General features: G+C 63.3%; 11 protein-coding genes. All 11 read right to left on the bottom strand.

Translation table 11 applies throughout. The annotated features are described in order from the left end of the window. A partial coding sequence (locus LJE61_RS02665; protein ID WP_296917324.1) for an ATPase, T2SS/T4P/T4SS family occupies positions 1-581 on the bottom strand: 581 nt, incomplete at its 3' end. A gap of 123 nt (positions 582-704) precedes the next feature. Continuing rightward, positions 705-1,967 carry a PilT/PilU family type 4a pilus ATPase gene (locus tag LJE61_RS02660; RefSeq protein ID WP_296917322.1) on the bottom strand — a complete coding sequence of 421 codons (1,263 nt, stop codon included), beginning with the start codon at positions 1,965-1,967 and terminating at the stop codon, positions 705-707. Between the two features lie 279 nt (positions 1,968-2,246). Next, positions 2,247-3,713 (bottom strand): glutamate synthase subunit beta, encoded by a 1,467-nt coding sequence (locus LJE61_RS02655; RefSeq protein ID WP_296909435.1) that lies wholly within the window; start codon positions 3,711-3,713, stop codon positions 2,247-2,249. Beyond that, positions 3,706-8,361, bottom strand: a complete 4,656-nt coding sequence (gene gltB, locus LJE61_RS02650; protein WP_296909461.1) for a glutamate synthase large subunit — start codon at positions 8,359-8,361, stop codon at positions 3,706-3,708. Before gltB ends, LJE61_RS02655 begins: the two co-directional genes overlap by 8 nt. A 506-nt stretch (positions 8,362-8,867) precedes the next feature. Beyond that, a complete protein-coding gene (gene aroB, locus LJE61_RS02645) occupies positions 8,868-9,950 on the bottom strand; it encodes a 3-dehydroquinate synthase (RefSeq protein ID WP_296909436.1) in 1,083 nt (360 codons plus the stop codon). Positions 9,951-10,086: 136 nt separating this feature from the next. Next, the gene (gene aroK / locus LJE61_RS02640; protein ID WP_296909437.1) at positions 10,087-10,611 is read right to left on the bottom strand and encodes a shikimate kinase AroK; all 525 of its coding nucleotides are present in this window, start codon (positions 10,609-10,611) and stop codon (positions 10,087-10,089) included. A gap of 225 nt (positions 10,612-10,836) precedes the next feature. After that, positions 10,837-13,161 carry a type IV pilus secretin PilQ gene (locus tag LJE61_RS02635; RefSeq protein ID WP_296909438.1) on the bottom strand — a complete coding sequence of 775 codons (2,325 nt, stop codon included), beginning with the start codon at positions 13,159-13,161 and terminating at the stop codon, positions 10,837-10,839. A 19-nt stretch (positions 13,162-13,180) separates the two neighbouring features. Then, entirely contained in the window at positions 13,181-13,714 is a 534-nt protein-coding gene (locus LJE61_RS02630) for a pilus assembly protein PilP (RefSeq protein ID WP_296909439.1), read from the bottom strand. Next, entirely contained in the window at positions 13,711-14,322 is a 612-nt protein-coding gene (locus LJE61_RS02625) for a type IV pilus inner membrane component PilO (RefSeq protein ID WP_296909440.1), read from the bottom strand. Before LJE61_RS02625 ends, LJE61_RS02630 begins: the two co-directional genes overlap by 4 nt. A 317-nt stretch (positions 14,323-14,639) precedes the next feature. Continuing rightward, positions 14,640-15,236 carry a PilN domain-containing protein gene (locus tag LJE61_RS02620; RefSeq protein WP_296909441.1) on the bottom strand — a complete coding sequence of 199 codons (597 nt, stop codon included), beginning with the start codon at positions 15,234-15,236 and terminating at the stop codon, positions 14,640-14,642. Then, positions 15,237-16,316, bottom strand: a complete 1,080-nt coding sequence (locus tag LJE61_RS02615) for a pilus assembly protein PilM (RefSeq protein ID WP_296909442.1) — start codon at positions 16,314-16,316, stop codon at positions 15,237-15,239. It lies immediately after the preceding gene. Positions 16,317-16,659 lie beyond the last annotated feature (343 nt).

The following is a 16,659-nucleotide window of genomic DNA, read 5'->3' as shown; positions in this document are numbered from 1 at the left end:
CGCAGGGCACTCTTCAGCGCGCGTCGATAGCTCTTCGTATCCAAGCCGAGCTCGCGCTGACTGATGATGCACTGCTTGTGGGGGTGCAGGAACTCGATCGGGTCCTCGATGGTGATGACGTGCCCCGGCGCGGACCGATTGCGATGATCGATCATGGCCGCCAGGGTCGTCGACTTCCCGGAGCCCGTCGCGCCGACCATCAGGATAATCCCGCGCTTGTGCATGACCAACTGGGTCAGGGTCGGAGGGAGATCCAACTCCTCCGCGGTCGGGATACTGGTCCGGATATATCGCAAGACCATGGACAGCTGGCCACGCTGATGGTACGCATTCACCCGAAAGCGCCCCCTGTCCTCCAGGGCGACGGCGAAGTCGATTTCCAGCGACTCTTCAAGCTCCCTCGCCTGCTCGGCATCCAGCAACGAGGCGACCGCCTCCCGGCAAAAGGCCGCAGTCAGGGAGCTCTCGCCGATCGAACGGATGACCCCGTCGATCTTGATCTTCGCTGGCGCTCCCGGCGTGAAGAAGAGATCCGACGCCTCGTGTCGGATCATCATCTCAAGATAAGGCGTGATATCCATGGTTTCACCTTGAGAGCGATCAGCGTCTCGCCCAGCTTCGGGACTCATCACTCCTCCGCGCCCCACACGACACGTCCCACGCCGACGGAATCAGGGCCGTCGTCGGACGCCTTGCCTCGAACATCACCGACCCTTGCCCCCTCCCGCGGCTACTGCTTTCGGCCCGCGGGCCGCTGTCAAACCATCGTTCATCGCCGCCTCGACCTGCGGGTCGCCGAACAGAGGCGCATCCAGTGCTTCGCTGCCGTCCTCGCCGAGGATCGTCAATCCCTGGGCGTCGGCAAACGGGTCTCGTCCCCGCGCCTCCTGCCCCTCCAGCTTGATGGCGAGGCGGAGCTCGTTCATCGAGTCGGCGCTCCGCAACGCATCCTCGTAGTTGATCTTTCCCGATTCGTAGAGATCGAACAGCGACATATCGAAGGTCTGCATACCAAGCTCGCGCGAGCGCTTCATGATGCCCTTGATCGCTCCGACCTCCCCCTTGAAGATGAGATCCTGGATGAGGGGTGTATTGATCATCACCTCGACTGCAGCAATCCGTCCCCCGTCCGTGCAGGGCAATAGACGTTGCGAGATCACCGCCCTCAGATTCAATGACAGATCCATCAGCAACTGGGGGCGACGCTCCTCCGGGAACAGATTGATGATGCGATCGAGGGCCTGATTGGCATTGTTCGCATGGAGTGTCGATAGACAGAGGTGGCCGGTCTCAGCAAAATTGATCGCATGCTCCATGGTCTCTCGACTGCGGATCTCGCCGATCAGGATCACATCAGGGGCCTGACGCAGCGTATTCATGAGAGCGATTTCCCAGCTTTCGGTGTCGACCCCGACCTCGCGCTGGGTGATCAGACAATTGCGATGAGGGTGAACGTATTCGACCGGATCCTCGATCGTGATGATATGACCATAGGTGTTTGCGTTGCGATGACCGAGCATTGCAGCGAGCGAGGTCGATTTTCCGGAGCCGGTCCCCCCCACGACCAACACCAGACCACGCTCGGTCATCACGATATCTTTCAGTATCGGAGGCAGCTTGAGCGCATCCAGCTCCGGGATGCTCGCATTGATGGTGCGGAGCACGGCGCCGCAATTGCCCTGCTGGATGAAGGCGTTGACACGAAATCGACCGATCCCCTGAGGGCTGACCGCGAAATTGCACTCTTTGGTCGCATCGAAGTCACGGATCTGCCGATCGTTCATGATCGACCGCACCAAGACATTGGTCTGGGCCGCGCTCAGCACCTGATCGCTGATCGGCGTCATGCGTCCGTCGATCTTGACGGCCGGCGGGAAGCCCGCCGAGACAAACAGGTCGGAGCCGTTCTTTGCGACCATCTTGCGCAGACAATCAAGCATGAAGCGGGCGGCTTGTTGACGATCCATTGCAAACTCCATCCTCTCGGTCTGATCCAATTTCCCTGACAGATCCTCTCGGCCACCACCGGCGCCCGGGTATCGACGAGCCCGCCCGACCAACGCATCCACCCCGACATGGCCAGCGCTCACCCTGCCACACCGGCAGAAATGAGATCAGGGCACGCTGATTGATTGGCCGTCCTGGCCAAGGGCAGCGAAACTCCGCTTCCCTACTCCTTCATGCCCGGTCACCGAGGCGTCTGACCATGGCGGCAACGCCGCGTGCAGCGGGAACCGCCGAATGGTTCAGCGCGCCAAGTCGGACCGACCCATCAGCCATGCGTCCACGGCGCGGGCGCACTGCCGGCCCTCGCGAATTGCCCAGACGACCAAAGACTGGCCCCGGCGCATGTCCCCGGCACAGAAGATGCCCTCGACGGAGGTGCAATACGCCTCCGGCCCATCGGTCGATCCTTTTACATTCCCGCGCGGATCCAGCTCCAGACCGGCGGTCTCGCGCAGCTCCGCAATCATGCCCTCGTGAACCGGATGGACAAACCCCATCGCCAGCAGGACCAGATCTGCCTTGAGCTCGCCGCCGCTATCGGGTACCGGATGCATCTCCCAGCGTCCGCCGGCGATCCGTTCCCAGCGCACCAACTCGTATTGGAGGCCTTGGACTCGACCGGCCTCGTTGCCGACAAAACCCTTGGTCGCAACATTCCACATGCGCTCACACCCTTCTTCCTGCGAGCTGGAGGTACGCAGCCGATTTGGCCAGTCCGGCCATGTGAGCCCCTTGTCCTCCTGCGCTGGTGGCTTGTCCAGGATCTCGATCTGCGTGACCGACTTGGCGCCATGACGGTTGGCTGTCCCGATACAGTCGGAGCCAGTGTCCCCGCCCCCGATCACGACGACATGCTTTCCGTAAGCGCTGATGAATTCGTCATCGGACACATAGGTGCCCTGTACGCGCCGGCTGTTCTTCGTCAGAAAGTCCATTGCGAAATGGATCCCCGACAGGTCGCGACCAGGAACCGCCAGATCCCGTGGCTCCTCCGATCCGCCGGCGAGGACAACCGCATCATAGTCTGCGCGGAGACTCTGAACTGGGATATCGATCCCAATGTGCGCGTTGGTATGGAACTCGACGCCCTCGGTGCGCATCTGCGCCATCCGCCGGTCGATCAGCACCTTGCTCAGCTTGAAATCCGGGATGCCGTAACGCAGCAGACCACCAATGCGGTCGGCCTTCTCAAACAGGTGAACCTGGTGCCCGGCCCGCGCAAGCTGCTGCGCCGCGGCCAGCCCAGCCGGGCCTGAACCCACGACCGCGACCCGTTTCCCGCTGCGCCGCTCCGGGACTTGCGGCTTGATCCAGCCCTCCTGCCAGGCCCGGTCGACGATGGCGCATTCGATCGTCTTGATCGTGACCGGCTCGTCATCCAGGTTCAGGGTGCAGGCAGCCTCGCAAGGCGCCGGACAGATGCGTCCGGTGAACTCGGGAAAATTATTGGTCGAGTGCAACACCTCGATCGCGGACTGCCAGTCGCCCCGATAAACGAGATCGTTCCAGTCCGGGATGATGTTGTTGACCGGACACCCCTGATGGCAGTAAGGGATTCCGCAATCCATGCAGCGCGCCCCTTGCTCGCTGACCTCCTCATCGCTCATCGGGATCACGAACTCGTCGTAGTGCACGACGCGGTCCGCGGCCGGCTGGTAGCGTCGGTCGCGTCGGTCGAACTCCATGAATCCGGTCGGCTTACCCATGATCCACAATCCCCTTAGACTGCTTGATCGCCTGCGGCGGGCGGCTTTGGCGCAACTGCATGGTCTCAAGCGCCCGGCGGTAATCAACCGGCATCACCTTGACGAACCTCGGCAGGTAGCCCTCCCAATCATCCAGGACCCGCCGTGCCACATCGGAATTGGTGTAGTGCAGGTGTTTCAGGACGAGCTGCCTGAGCCGCATGGCATCATGGCGGCTCATATCATGACTGAGATCGACGAGTCCGTGGGTCTCCAGATCGCCGCCCTGATGCTCCAGGGCCTCCAGCGCCTCATCCTCCCGGGCGATCGGCTCGAGCTCGACCATCGCCAGGTTACAGCGGTCCGCGAACCCGCCGTCCTGATCCAACACATAGGCGACTCCACCCGACATCCCCGCGGCGAAGTTTCGCCCGGTGGGCCCGAGGACGACCGCGATCCCGCCCGTCATATACTCGCAGCCGTGGTCGCCGACGCCTTCGACCACCGCAATGGCCCCGGAGTTGCGCACACAGAAGCGTTCTCCGGCGACTCCGCGGAAAAAACACTCACCGGTGATCGCGCCATAGAGGACCGTGTTGCCGACAATGATATTGTCCTCCGCCCGAGCAATCGCCGACTCCGCAGGGGGATAGATGATCAGTCGCCCGCCGGAAAGCCCCTTGCCGACGTAATCGTTCGCCTCGCCTTCAAGCTCGATGGTCACACCACGTGCGACCCACGCGCCGAAGGACTGACCGCCGGTCCCCTTCGCTTTGATATGGATGGTGTCATCCGGAAGCCCGGCGTGCCCGTAGCGTTCGGCGACCCGGCCCGAGAGCATGGTGCCGAAGCACCGATTGTAGTTTCGGACATCGGTCTCGATCCGTATCGGCTCTCCATGCTCCAGTGCCGGGCCTGCCTCGCGGATCAGCGCGCGGTCGAGCGCCTGCTCGATCCCGTGATCCTGGCTCTCGCAGTTGTGGATGGCCACCTCCGGGCCGACCTCCGGACGCGCAAGCAGGCGGGAGAAATCCAGCCCCTGCGCCTTCCAATGGGCGATCGCCCGCCGCATCTCCAGCCGCTCCGAATGACCGATCATCTCGTTCATCGTGCGGAATCCGAGCTTGGCCATCAACTGACGCACTTCCTCCGCGATGAAGAAGAAATAATTGATTACGTGCTCGGGCTTACCCGTAAAGCGCTTGCGCAGCTCAGGATCCTGGGTCGCGACACCGACTGGGCAGGTGTTCAGGTGACATTTGCGCATCATGATGCAGCCTTCCACGATCAGCGGCGCGGTCGCAAACCCGAACTCGTCGGCGCCAAGCAAGGCCCCGATGACCACGTCCCTTCCGGTGCGCATGCCCCCGTCGACCTGCACCGCGATGCGTCCGCGCAGCCGATTAAGCACCAACGTCTGATGGGTCTCCGCCAGACCGATCTCCCAGGGCGACCCGGCATGTTTAATCGACGTCAGCGGGCTTGCGCCCGTCCCGCCGTCATAACCCGCGATCGTCACGTGATCGGCGTGGGCCTTCGAGACACCCGCCGCGACGGTCCCGACCCCGACCTCCGAGACCAGCTTCACCGAGATGCGGGCGCGGGGGTTGACGTTCTTGAGATCGTGAATGAGCTGGGCCAGATCCTCGATCGAATAGATGTCGTGGTGCGGCGGGGGTGAGATGAGCCCGACGCCCGGGGTGGAATGGCGCACCCGGGCGATCTGGCTGCTCACCTTGTGTCCGGGTAGCTGCCCTCCCTCACCCGGCTTGGCGCCCTGGGCGATCTTGATCTGGATGTCATCGGCATTCACCAGATATTCGGTTGTCACGCCGAAGCGCCCTGAGGCGACCTGCTTGATGGCCGAGCGCTCCGGGTTCGGACGCCCGTCCGGGAGGGAATGAAACCGTTCGGGCTCTTCGCCCCCTTCTCCCGTATTGGACTTGCCGCCGATGGCGTTCATCGCCCGGGCGAGGGTCGAATGGGCCTCCTGGGAGATGGATCCGAACGACATGGCCCCAGTGGCGAAGCGCCTGACGATCGCGCCGGCCGGCTCGACCTCCTCGATCGGAATCGGCTCGGGTGCAAACCTGAGCTCCATGAGGCCCCGCAGGGTCAGGAGCCGCTCGGACTGGTTGTTGATCAGGCGGGAGTACTCCCCGAAGGTCTCGAAGCTCTTGGCGCGCGTCGCATGCTGGAGCTTCGAGATCGTCTCCGGAGTCCAGACGTGGTCTTCGCCGCGGAGTCGATAGGCATAGTCACCGCCGACGTCCAGATGCTTGCGGTAGATCTGCTCGCGCCCATAGGCGTGCAAATGCCAGCGTACCGCCTCCTCGGCGACCTCGCGCAGCCCGATCCCCTCGACCCTGGACTGGGTGCCGGTGAAGTACTGCTGGATGAATCCCGAGTTGAGCCCGACCGCGTCGAAGATCTGGGCGCCGCAATAGGACTCAAGCATCGAGATGCCCATCTTAGACATGACCTTGAGCAACCCCTTGCCGACCGCTTTGATGTAACGCGTTTGCGCCTCCTCGAAGGTCAGGGTCTCCGGCAGTCTCGGCAACAGCGACTGGATGGTGTCGAAGGCGAGATACGGGTTGATGGCCTCGGCTCCATACCCTTCCAGCGTCGCGAAGTGATGGACCTCCAGAGCGGCGCCCGTCTCGACCACGATCCCTGAGCTGGTGCGCAGCCCACGCCGAATCAGGTGATGATGCACCGCAGAGGTCGCGAGCAGAGCCGGGATCGGAATCTGTTCGAGGTTGGTATTGCGGTCGGAGAGAATCAGGATGTTGTAGCCCGCCAGGACGGCCTGCTCGGCCTGATCGCACAGCCGATCCAGGGCCGGGCCCATGCCCTGCGCGCCCTCGGTCGCCGGATAGACCATGTCCAGTGTGCGTGTCCGAAAGGCTGCGCCGGCGCTGTACTCGATGTGTCGGATGCGCTCCAGATCCTGGTTGGTGAGAACCGGCTGAGGCGTCTCGAGCCGCCAGTGCTTTCCCGCCTCGTTGATGCCGAGCAGGTTGGGCCGTGGGCCGATCATACAGACCAGCGACATCACCAGCTCCTCGCGGATCGGATCAATCGGCGGATTGGTGACCTGAGCGAAATTTTGCTTGAAATAGGTCGAGAGGTGCTTGGGCCGGCTCGAGAGCACCGAAGGCGGGTTGTCCGCGCCCATCGAGCCGACCGCCTCCTGCCCCGTCAGGATCATTGGGGTCAGTAAGAATTTGAGGTCCTCCTGGGTGTACCCGAAGGCCTGCTGCGCGTCCAAGAGCGTGGCATCATCTGGAGACATGGGGCCCACGCTGGTCGGGAGCTCGTCGAGGCGGATCTGGGTCTTCTTCAACCACTCCCCGTAGGGTTTAGCCTCGGCGAGCTCGGTCTTGACCTCGGCATCGTCGATGATTCGCCCCTGCTCCAGGTCGATCAGGAGCATCTTGCCAGGCTGCAGTCGCCACTTCTTGACGATTCGCTCCTCCGGAATATCGAGCACACCCATCTCGGAGGCCATGACGACCAGGTCGTCCTTGGTGACCAGGTAGCGCGCCGGACGCAGCCCGTTCCGGTCGAGTGTCGCACCGATCTGCCGCCCATCGGTGAACGCAACCGCCGCGGGGCCATCCCAGGGCTCCATCAAGGCCGTGTGGTACTCGTAGAAGGCGCGGCGCTTCTCGTCCATCAAGCGATTGCCGGTCCAGGCCTCGGGGATCAGGACCATCATGGCGTGCGCCAGTGAATAGCCGCCCATCACCAAGAGCTCGAGCGCATTGTCGAAGCAGGCGGAATCGGACTGGCCCTCCGGGATCAAAGGCCAGATGGTGTCCAGGTCTTCACCGAGGACATCCGAGCGCATGGTGTGTCGACGCGCGGCCATCCAGTTGACGTTCCCGCGCAGGGTGTTGATCTCGCCATTGTGGCAGATCATACGAAACGGCTGCGCGAGGTCCCAGGTCGGAAAGGTATTGGTCGAGAAACGTTGGTGGACGAGTGCCAGCGCGGACTCGAACCGCTCGTCCATCAGATCGAGATAGTAGTTGCCGACCTGGCCGGCGAGCAGCATGCCTTTATAGTTGAGGGTCCGCGACGAGAGGGATGCCGTGTAGTAGTCGGTTTGACCATAACCGGATCCCCGGATCTCGTTGTCCATCCGCTTGCGGATCACGAACAGCTTGCGCTCGAAGGCATCCTGGTCGATACAGCCTTCACCGCGGCCGATGAACACCTGCCGAATGACCGGCTCGGTCGGGAGCACACTCTCGCCGAGATCACGGTTGTCGACCGGCACATCCCGCCAGCCAAGCACCTGTTGCCCACCCGCGTCGACATGCCGAATGACGATGTCCTGCATCAGCGCGCGGGCGTCGTCGTCTCGCGGCAGAAACACCATCCCCACGCCGTACTGACCCGCCGGAGGGAGATCGAACCCAACCCGCGCCCGCAGGAAGGCATCCGGGATCTGAACCAGGATGCCCGCACCGTCGCCCGCTTTCGGGTCGGCGCCGACAGCGCCCCGATGGGTGAGGCGCTCGAGGATCTCGAGCCCCTGACGCACGATGGCATGGCTGCTCTGATTCCTGATGTTACAGACGAAGCCGACGCCGCAGGCATCGCGTTCGTTGACCGGATCGTAGAGACCCTGTGCGGGCGGGAAGGCACGAAGGCTCATCATTGACCTCGCTGTGACCGAAGGGGTTAATTTGAGGAGTGTGCAGCCGAGAACGGCGCCCTTAAACCGTCAACCTTGTGTGTGATTGTCGCCATCGGCTCTGGTCATCACAATCCCGCCGCCGTGCGTTCGAGCTGCGACTGACGACTGGGTTGAATAGGATCGGTTCGAAACCGACGCCCCTGCCGACAGACGCCGAAGATTCGCAAAATGCCCAAGGATATCGCGCCAGCAGAGACCATGCCACAACGTCTGAGCGAGTCCGCGGGCCCTTCGATCCGCAGTGGCCATCTCGCCCCCGGGTGCTCAGACCTGAGCGACTCGAGGGACAATCATCGGTCGGCCAATGTCCTCGCTTGATGACGGCGAACCCGTTCGATCCGGCAAGGGTCGGACCACTCGCGACCTTGACCGCCGCGCCGTTCGCCCGACCCGTTATGAGCCAAGCTGCACCAGCCTGGTGCATATCGCGTCCGATCGATCGGGGGCTTCCTTCGAGATCGAGCTCAGCACGAGCCCGCGCGAAGGGTTGCATGGAGGTGGCTCGGATCGACATCGCCGGTGACCACGGCATCGCCCAGGTGCCGGAGCAGCACCATACGCAAGCGCCCGTCCACCGCCTTTTTGTCGACCGCGATGAGCTCCATGAAGCGTTCTGCGGAGAGGTCGGGGGGAGGCTCGACAGGCAAACCGGCACTGGCGACGAGACGACGGATGCGTCCCACATCCGTCTCCGACAGCCAGCCGATCCGCGCCGAGAGATCGGCGGCCATGCAGAGTCCGACCCCCACCGCCTCGCCATGCAGCCAGGACCCGTATCCCATGCCCGTCTCGATCGCATGTCCGAAGGTATGGCCGAGGTTGAGCAGGGCGCGCTGTCCTGACTCCAGCTCGTCGGCGGCCACGATGTCCGCCTTGATCTCGCAGGAGCGCCGAATCACATAAGCGAGGGCATCCGCGTCACGCGTGAGGAGCTCGGCCATATGCGTCTCGAGCCAGGTCAGAAAGACCGCATCCCGGATGAGCCCATACTTCAGCACCTCGGCCAGACCGGCCGAGAGCTCTCGCTGAGGTAAGGTGGCAAGGGTCGCGGTATCGGCGATCACCGCTCGGGGTTGGTGGAAGGCCCCGATCATATTCTTCCCGGCGGCGTGGTTGATCCCGGTCTTGCCCCCGACCGACGAGTCGACCTGAGCCAGGAGCGTCGTCGGCACCTGGATGAAGGCGACCCCACGCTGATAGCAGGCGGCGGCGAACCCGGCCATGTCGCCGACCACCCCCCCGCCCAAGGCGATCAAGGTGCAGTCGCGCCCACAGCGGGCCTGCAGCAGGGCATCAAAGATCCGGTTCCAGACCTCGAGGGTCTTGTACTGCTCACCATCGGGGAGGACGACTTCGCTGAGATGGTAACCTGCGAGGGCCGTCCGCAACCCATCCAGATAGAGGGGTGCCACGGTCTCGTTGGTGACGATCATCACCTGCGAGCCGACGATGTGCGGTCGATAGAGGTCGGCCTCCACGAGCAGGCCAGCACCGATATAGATGGGGTAGGCCCGTGCCCCGAGGGCCACCGTCAGGGTCGTGGTCATGGCTTGACTCCGGTCGGGCGATCCCGTCGCAAGGGGGCTGCCGGCGGGCTCTGAAGGTACGGGCGAGACCGACGCGGCACGAGTCGCCGACCGTCGCAGGGCCGGCGACACCACAGGCGGGGGATGGTGCCGCCGCTCAGATCTCCTCGGACTCCAGGCGCCGGCAGATCTCCTTTACGACGGAGGTCGTCCCGCGTTTCTCAGTCGAGACGACCATGTCCGCGACTTGTCGATAAAGGGGCTCACGTTCTTCCATCAGCTCACGCAATCGGCCCAGGGCATCGTCCGTATCCAACAAGGGGCGGTTGCGATCTCGGGCAGTCCGCGCGTGCTGTTGCTCCGGGCTGCAGTGGAGGTAGATGACAACCCCTCGTGCGGCCAAATCCTGGCGGTTCTCCGGCGACAGGATCACCCCGCCCCCGGTGGCGAGGACGATCCGCTCCTCGCTGACCAGCTCCTCGATGACCTGACGTTCGCGCGCGCGGAATCCGGCCTCGCCTTCAAACTCGAAAATGGTCGGGATGTCCACACCAGTCCGTCGCTGTATCTCCTGATCGCTGTCCTTGAAGGTGTAGGACAGGGTCTCGGCCAGCTGCCGTCCGACCGTGCTCTTGCCCGCGCCCATGGGACCGACGATGAAGATGTTCTGTGCGCGCATCATGTCGGAAGGTATGCCAGATTTTCCGCTCGCGGGCAAGGGCGGAAGCCCTGCCGGGCGCGGTGATCCGACGGGGACGACGGGTGGGGGTGGGGGTGGGGTGAGCGGGGTCGCGGCTCCGGGGCGGATGACGGGCGCGTCGAGCAGACGCCCGCTCGGTTTGCGGGGCGAGCCCAATCTAGGAGGGCCGGCCCTCCGGGCGCGACCCACAGTCTCCGACGGACCGGACTAACGCCCCGCCAGGTCGCCTTTGAGAATTTTCGGCGTCACGAAGATCAGGAGCTCCGAATTGATATCCTGGCGCAGCTCCTGCTTGAACAGACGGCCGAGGACCGGCACGTCCCCGATCCAGGGGACCTGCTCCTTGTTGTAGCTCTTCGTGCGCTCGTAGACGCCACCCAGGACGACCGTCTCGCCATTGTCGACCAGCACCCGCGTGTCGATCTCGCGGGTATTGATGGTCGGCGTCCCGTCGGCGGCGGTGAGGCTGAAATCCGGCTCGTCCTTGGTGACCACCAGGTCCATGATGATGCGATCGTCCGGGGTGATCGCGGGGGTCACCTTGAGGCTCAGGGTGGCATTCTCGAACTGGACGTTCGTGCCGTCCTGAGAGACGGTCTCATATGGGATCTTCTTGCCGACCTCGATCTTCGCCTCCTTCTGATCCGACGTGATGACCCGAGGGCTCGAGATCACCTCGCCTCGCCCTTCGCGCTGCATCGCCGACAGCTCGAGTTGAAGCAGGTAGGACCCGACCTTGCCAATCAGGAAGTTCACCGCGCCGGAAGGGTCGGCCGCAGGGAGATTCACGAGCAGAGAGGGCGTATTGGTTTCGGCGGGATTGAGGATGATCGAGTTGAACCGCTGGCCATCGGTGTTGAGTCCGAAGGGACCGGCATTGAAGCCGCCGAGATCATCCAGATTGCCTGGCAGGCCGCCCCCGATGAGCATCTCGTTCTCGTTCAGGGAACCCATGGACGTGGAGAGCCCGAAGCGGACGCCCAGATCCCGCGCAAAATCGTTGTTGGCGATGACCACCCGCGACTCGATCATGACCTGCCTGACCGGGATGTCCAGTCGACCGACGATCTCTCGGATCTCATCGAGCTTTGCCGCGGTGTCCATCACCAATAAGGTGTTGGTCCGCTCATCGAAGGTCACGCTTCCGCGTCCCGGTGTCAGGACCGAATCCTTGCCGGCGGCGGTGATCGTCCGGCCGTGGCTTCTTGATTCCCGGCCGACCGATTCGAAGCCTCCCTCGCTGCTGATGCTCGAGGTGACACTCGATGCGCCGCGGATGAAGGCGGCGATCTCCGAGGCCTTCGCAAACTTGATCGGGATGAACTCAGAGCGCAACGGGGCGAGCTCCTCGAGCCGCTGATCGGCGCTCAAGACACGCTCTTCATGGCCCACGATCTCGTCGAAGGGACCCACCATGATGACATTGCCATCCTGGCGCTTGGTGAGATTCTTGGTCTTGAGGATGATGTCCAGCGCCTGATCCCAGGGGACGTTCTTCAGTCGCAGGGTGATATTGCCGCCGACCGAGTCACTCGCGACCAGATTCAGGTCGGTGAAGTCCGCGAGCAGCTGCAGGACCGCGCGCACCTCGATGTCCTGAAAGTTCAACGAGAGCCGCTCGCCGTCGTAGGTGACTCGCTCACGCGCGAGCCGTTCCTTCTCCGCCGACGTCAGGGGCCGGAATTCCAGGGTGAAAAGGTCGTCGGTCTGGTAGGCCATATAGTCGAACTCGCTGCCGGTCTGGACGGCGACCTGGACATTCGGTCCCTTGGGCCGGGACTCGATGGCTACCACGGGCGTGGCGAAGTCGACCACGTCGAGCCGGCGGAACAGTCGCTGCGGCAGGGAGGCGTCGATGATGTCGACCAGCACCTGAGTGCCTTGCTCGCGGACCGTGACCCGGGTCCCGGCGCTCGGGAGCCTCACCTGGACCCGCCCTTCGCCCTCGGGGCCCCGGCGGAAATCGATGTCGCGAACGCTCGGCCCGCCGCTGGAGGCACGTGCCGGAACGGGGACACGGCGTCCCGCCGCGGCGCGCGCCGGCGGAGCGGATGCCGGCGCGGGTCCGGTCGCTGCCACCGGCGCCGGGCGCGGGGCTTCGGCCGGCTGGCCCGGGCCGTCGATGCTGACCCGAACCCGATTCCCCTCCGTGGTGACGCGATACGGGACCGGATCGTTGAGGTTGACGATGATGCGGGACCGGTCGCTCGCCTCGACCGCAACCAGACTGTGGACCGAGCCCACACCGATCGGCATGGACTTGCGTTCCAATCGGTTGCCGATACCTTCGAAGTCCAGGGCGATCCGTGCCGGCGAGACCGTGTCGAAGGCGCGCGGAGCCTCCACCGGGTCCGAGAACTGGAGCTCGATCTCCACGCCGTTACCCGGCTGCGCCGCGAACTGGATATCCGTGAGGTCGGCCGCCCCGACCATCTCCATACACACCAGCATCCCTGTCACGAGGGCGCACGAGCGCGCGCACAGGGAGATCGCGCGTCGCTTGCGCGGGCTCCGTCGGCTCGGGTTGTTCATCGCAGCACTCCTCTGCCTGTCACTCGGTCAGTGCGAGCGTCGCCGGGCGCTCGCGCCATTCGCCGGGCGCGTCCGAGACGATCTCCGTCACTCGAATGGCGTCGTCACTGATGTCCACGATCTGCCCATCGTTCAATCCGAGATAGTTGCCGACGCGGACCCTGTACACGATCCCTTCGCGGGTACGCACGAGCGCCCAGCGGACGTCCTCCTGCTGCAGCGTGCCGACCATGCGCAAGGAATCCAGTGGGAAGCTCTCAAGCTCCTCTTTCGGGCGAGTACGATCCGGGGCTAGACTGTTGCCCTGATTGGCCGCCGCGGCGCTTTGGGTATCCATGACGAATGGATCACGTCGACCCGCAGGCTCGAAAACGAAGCTGTCGATCGGCGCGATCTCGGGCAATGGCTCGATCGGTGCAGACGGACGGCTCTTAACCTCGTCGATATAGGACCGCAGCTCGCCCATCCCGCTCGTGTCACAACCCAACAAGACCGAGACAAACGAGATGATCCACCATCGCGCCCCGGCTGCGTGGCCTCGGCGACTCTTCATGGCCCTTCCTCATCCAGATAGCGATACGTCTTCACCGTGGCTTGAAGCGACAGCTCTGCGTCGGCAGAGGCTTTCGAGCCTTTCGCCCCCCCAGTGCTCGCAATCTTGGTATCGTGGACGGTGACGATCCGCGGCATTGAAGCCAGACCGCTAATGAAGCGCCCGAACTCGTGATAGTCGCCGGTGACCCGGATCTGGATCGGCAGCTCCGCGTAGAAGTCCTTGACCTGCTCGCTGCCCGGCTGAAAGAGCTCGAACTCGAGCCCGGAAGCGAGTCCGGTCTGGGACACGTCGACGAGCAGGGAGGCCACCTCCGTTCGGTTGGGGAGCTGGCGCAACATCGCGCCGAAGGACTCCTTCATCTCCTCGACCTGTTGTCGATATGCCTCGAGATTGGCCGCCTTGCGCTGCTTCGTCTCGAAAGACCTTCGTAGATCGCGTTCCATCGCCTTGGCCTGATCCAGTCGCCCCAATTGCTCCTGCGTGTCGAAGTAATAGACTGCGCCCCCCGCTGCGACGCAAACGATTCCAATGAGGATCGCCTTGATGACAAGCGGCCACTCACCGATATTGTTGAGGTCGAGTTGATTAAGCTCGCTTAGGTTCATCGTGGCTTCCCTGACCGAGTCATCATCCAGGCTTGCACGTCCCTTCGGTCAACGCTGGTTCATCAGCCTTGACCCGGGGCGCAGGAACGCCCGCCATGTTCAGGCGTCCCGGCACCTGCCAACCACGCGGCGCGAGAGTCGGGCCTCTCGGACCGCGAGCTGCACGAAGAGAACGCCGACTATTCTGGCCATCCTCGCGAACAATCAGCACACCACAACGCGGCGTCGCTACTCCTGCATGGCCAGTCGCCTAACCCACTGACCATGTCGGCACATCCCTGTGCCGTGCCAAGCGCTGGCTCCAATCAGCACTCAGGCTATCCGGCCTCATCCCTCGAGCCGTCCCCCCATTGCCTCACCTCCGCGCTCGCCCCAGGGCTGATCTGGTCGAACATGAGGCGGAAATGGCTCAGACCGGTCCCGGTCTTGTCTTTGTTCTCAATCAGGAGCAGACGCGGGTTGCCGATCCAGTCCGAGTCCTCGACATTCCGCATGAAGGCCGACACCCGAGCGTTCGATTGTGCGCGACCCTCGACCACGACTGAGCGTCCGTCCTGATCGAGCTTCGTCAGATAGACGCCCGCGGGAATGCCCACCACGAGCTCGTCGAACAATCGCACGATCTCGGGACGGCTCTTCTGAAGCTCTTGGATGATCCCCATTCGCGACAACAGATCCGCTTTTGTCTTCTCCAGGCCATTGATTTCCGTTATCTTGCGGTCTAATTGCGAGATCTCTGCCTCCAGCAGCTGGTTGCGGGCCCGCTGATCTCCGATCCAGCCCTCGATCTGGAGATGGACCAGGACCGCGGCGAGCAGGGTAACGCCAAGTGCGGCGACGCCCGCGACAGCAAGCTCCATCTGCCGCCGCTTACGCGCCACCTCACGCCATGGCAAGAGGTTGATGCGAGCCATCTAATCGAAACCCCGCAGCGCCAGCCCGACGGCGATCATCATGCCTGGGGCCTCGCGCTTGAGGTCCTGAGCTTTGATCGCCCGCGACAGGGACATCTGATGAAACGGATTGGCAACTCGGGTTGGGAGCCTGAGCCGCTCCGCTACCAGGAGGTCGATCTCCGGTATACTCGCGGGGCGACCCGCCAGCAAAATCCGGCTCACCCGGTTGAAGCTGGTTCCCGAGTAGAAGAACTGCAGCGCTCGGCCGATCTGCTGAGCCAATGCCTCTTTGAAGGGACCAAGCACGTCGTTCTGATACCCTTCGGCGACCTCGCCGTCCAGAATCTTACGGGCCGCGACATCGTTCGATAGGCCGTAGCGGCGCTGAACCTCGTCCATGAGCTGCTGGCCGCCGAAATTCTGCTCCCTGGTGTAGACGATCCGACCCTGATGCAACACGTGGAGCGTCATTGTCGAGGCGCCGATGTCGGCGACGGCAACCGTTTGGGTCGGCTCGGGCTGCACCTCGGACTCAGCGCCCAAAACCAGCGTGCAGGCGTTTTCCATCGCATACGCCTCGACGTCGACGACGACGGGCGTCAAGTCGGCCTGCTCCAAGACGCTGACGCGATCGTCCACATTCTCTTGGCGCGAAGCAACCAAGAGGACGTCCACCATCGCCGGGGAACCCTTCGTCGGGCCTAAGACCTGGAAGTCGATGTTGACCTCCTCCAGCGGATAGGGAATGTACTGATCCGCATCAAGCTGGATCTGATTCTCTATCTCGGTGTCACCAAGCGCCTCCGACATGGAGATGACCTTGGTGATCACAGCAGAGCCGGCTAACGCCACCGCCGCGCCCTTTGTCCGGGTTCCGCTGCCCACGACGGCCTTACGGACGGCTTTCCCGACCAGCTCGACATCCGCGATCTTCTTCTCGACCACGGCACCAGCCGGCAGAGGCTCAATGGCGGAATGCTCGACCCGAAAATGCGGACTTGCGCCGCCGGGCTGCTGGGAAAGCTCGATGAGCTTGATCGAGGTCGAGCTAATGTCGATCCCGATCAGGGGTTTTTTCTTGAGGCTCAGGCCGAACATCAGGCTCGCTGACTCCCATCCATGTTGCGCCGGCTCGGACCAGGAACCGCACTGTCCACAGTGCGCCGGGTGCTCACCGCCCGGATACAGACACCTATCTCGGGAAGCTGACAACTGGCCCTATTATAGACACGACTGGGATGAATGTGCGCATAAAATGCCGCCTCGGGGGACAAAGATTTATCTGCCGTCCCGGCTAGGAATCCGCGCGGAACAGCAACGCGCGGTTTCGCTCCTCCTTCATCTCTTGTCACTTTGCGAAGCGCTGAGTTCTTCAGCGCTTCGCGTTCGGCGCAGGAGGCCCCGCGTTTTTGCCGCGTAAGCGGCCGAAAATGAAAGAAAA

Source organism: Thiocapsa sp. (assembly GCF_022340925.1).
GTDB lineage: Bacteria > Pseudomonadota > Gammaproteobacteria > Chromatiales > Chromatiaceae > Thiocapsa.
Note: the sequence above shows the minus strand (reverse complement) of the source record. Positions and strands in the feature narration are given on the sequence as shown.

Excerpts from the sequence above, each read along its gene's own strand:
- aroB (WP_296909436.1), bottom strand. The coding sequence starts at position 9,950 with ATGACCACGACCCTGACGGTGGCCCTCGGGGCACGGGCCTACCCCATC.
- LJE61_RS02630 (WP_296909439.1), bottom strand. The coding sequence starts at position 13,714 with ATGAAGAGTCGCCGAGGCCACGCAGCCGGGGCGCGATGGTGGATCATC.
- LJE61_RS02615 (WP_296909442.1), bottom strand. The coding sequence starts at position 16,316 with ATGTTCGGCCTGAGCCTCAAGAAAAAACCCCTGATCGGGATCGACATT.
- LJE61_RS02625 (WP_296909440.1), bottom strand. The coding sequence starts at position 14,322 with ATGAACCTAAGCGAGCTTAATCAACTCGACCTCAACAATATCGGTGAG.
- LJE61_RS02635 (WP_296909438.1), bottom strand. The coding sequence starts at position 13,161 with ATGAACAACCCGAGCCGACGGAGCCCGCGCAAGCGACGCGCGATCTCC.
- LJE61_RS02660 (WP_296917322.1), bottom strand. The coding sequence starts at position 1,967 with ATGGATCGTCAACAAGCCGCCCGCTTCATGCTTGATTGTCTGCGCAAG.
- gltB (WP_296909461.1), bottom strand. The coding sequence starts at position 8,361 with ATGAGCCTTCGTGCCTTCCCGCCCGCACAGGGTCTCTACGATCCGGTC.
- aroK (WP_296909437.1), bottom strand. The coding sequence starts at position 10,611 with ATGATGCGCGCACAGAACATCTTCATCGTCGGTCCCATGGGCGCGGGC.
- LJE61_RS02620 (WP_296909441.1), bottom strand. The coding sequence starts at position 15,236 with ATGGCTCGCATCAACCTCTTGCCATGGCGTGAGGTGGCGCGTAAGCGG.
- LJE61_RS02655 (WP_296909435.1), bottom strand. The coding sequence starts at position 3,713 with ATGGGTAAGCCGACCGGATTCATGGAGTTCGACCGACGCGACCGACGC.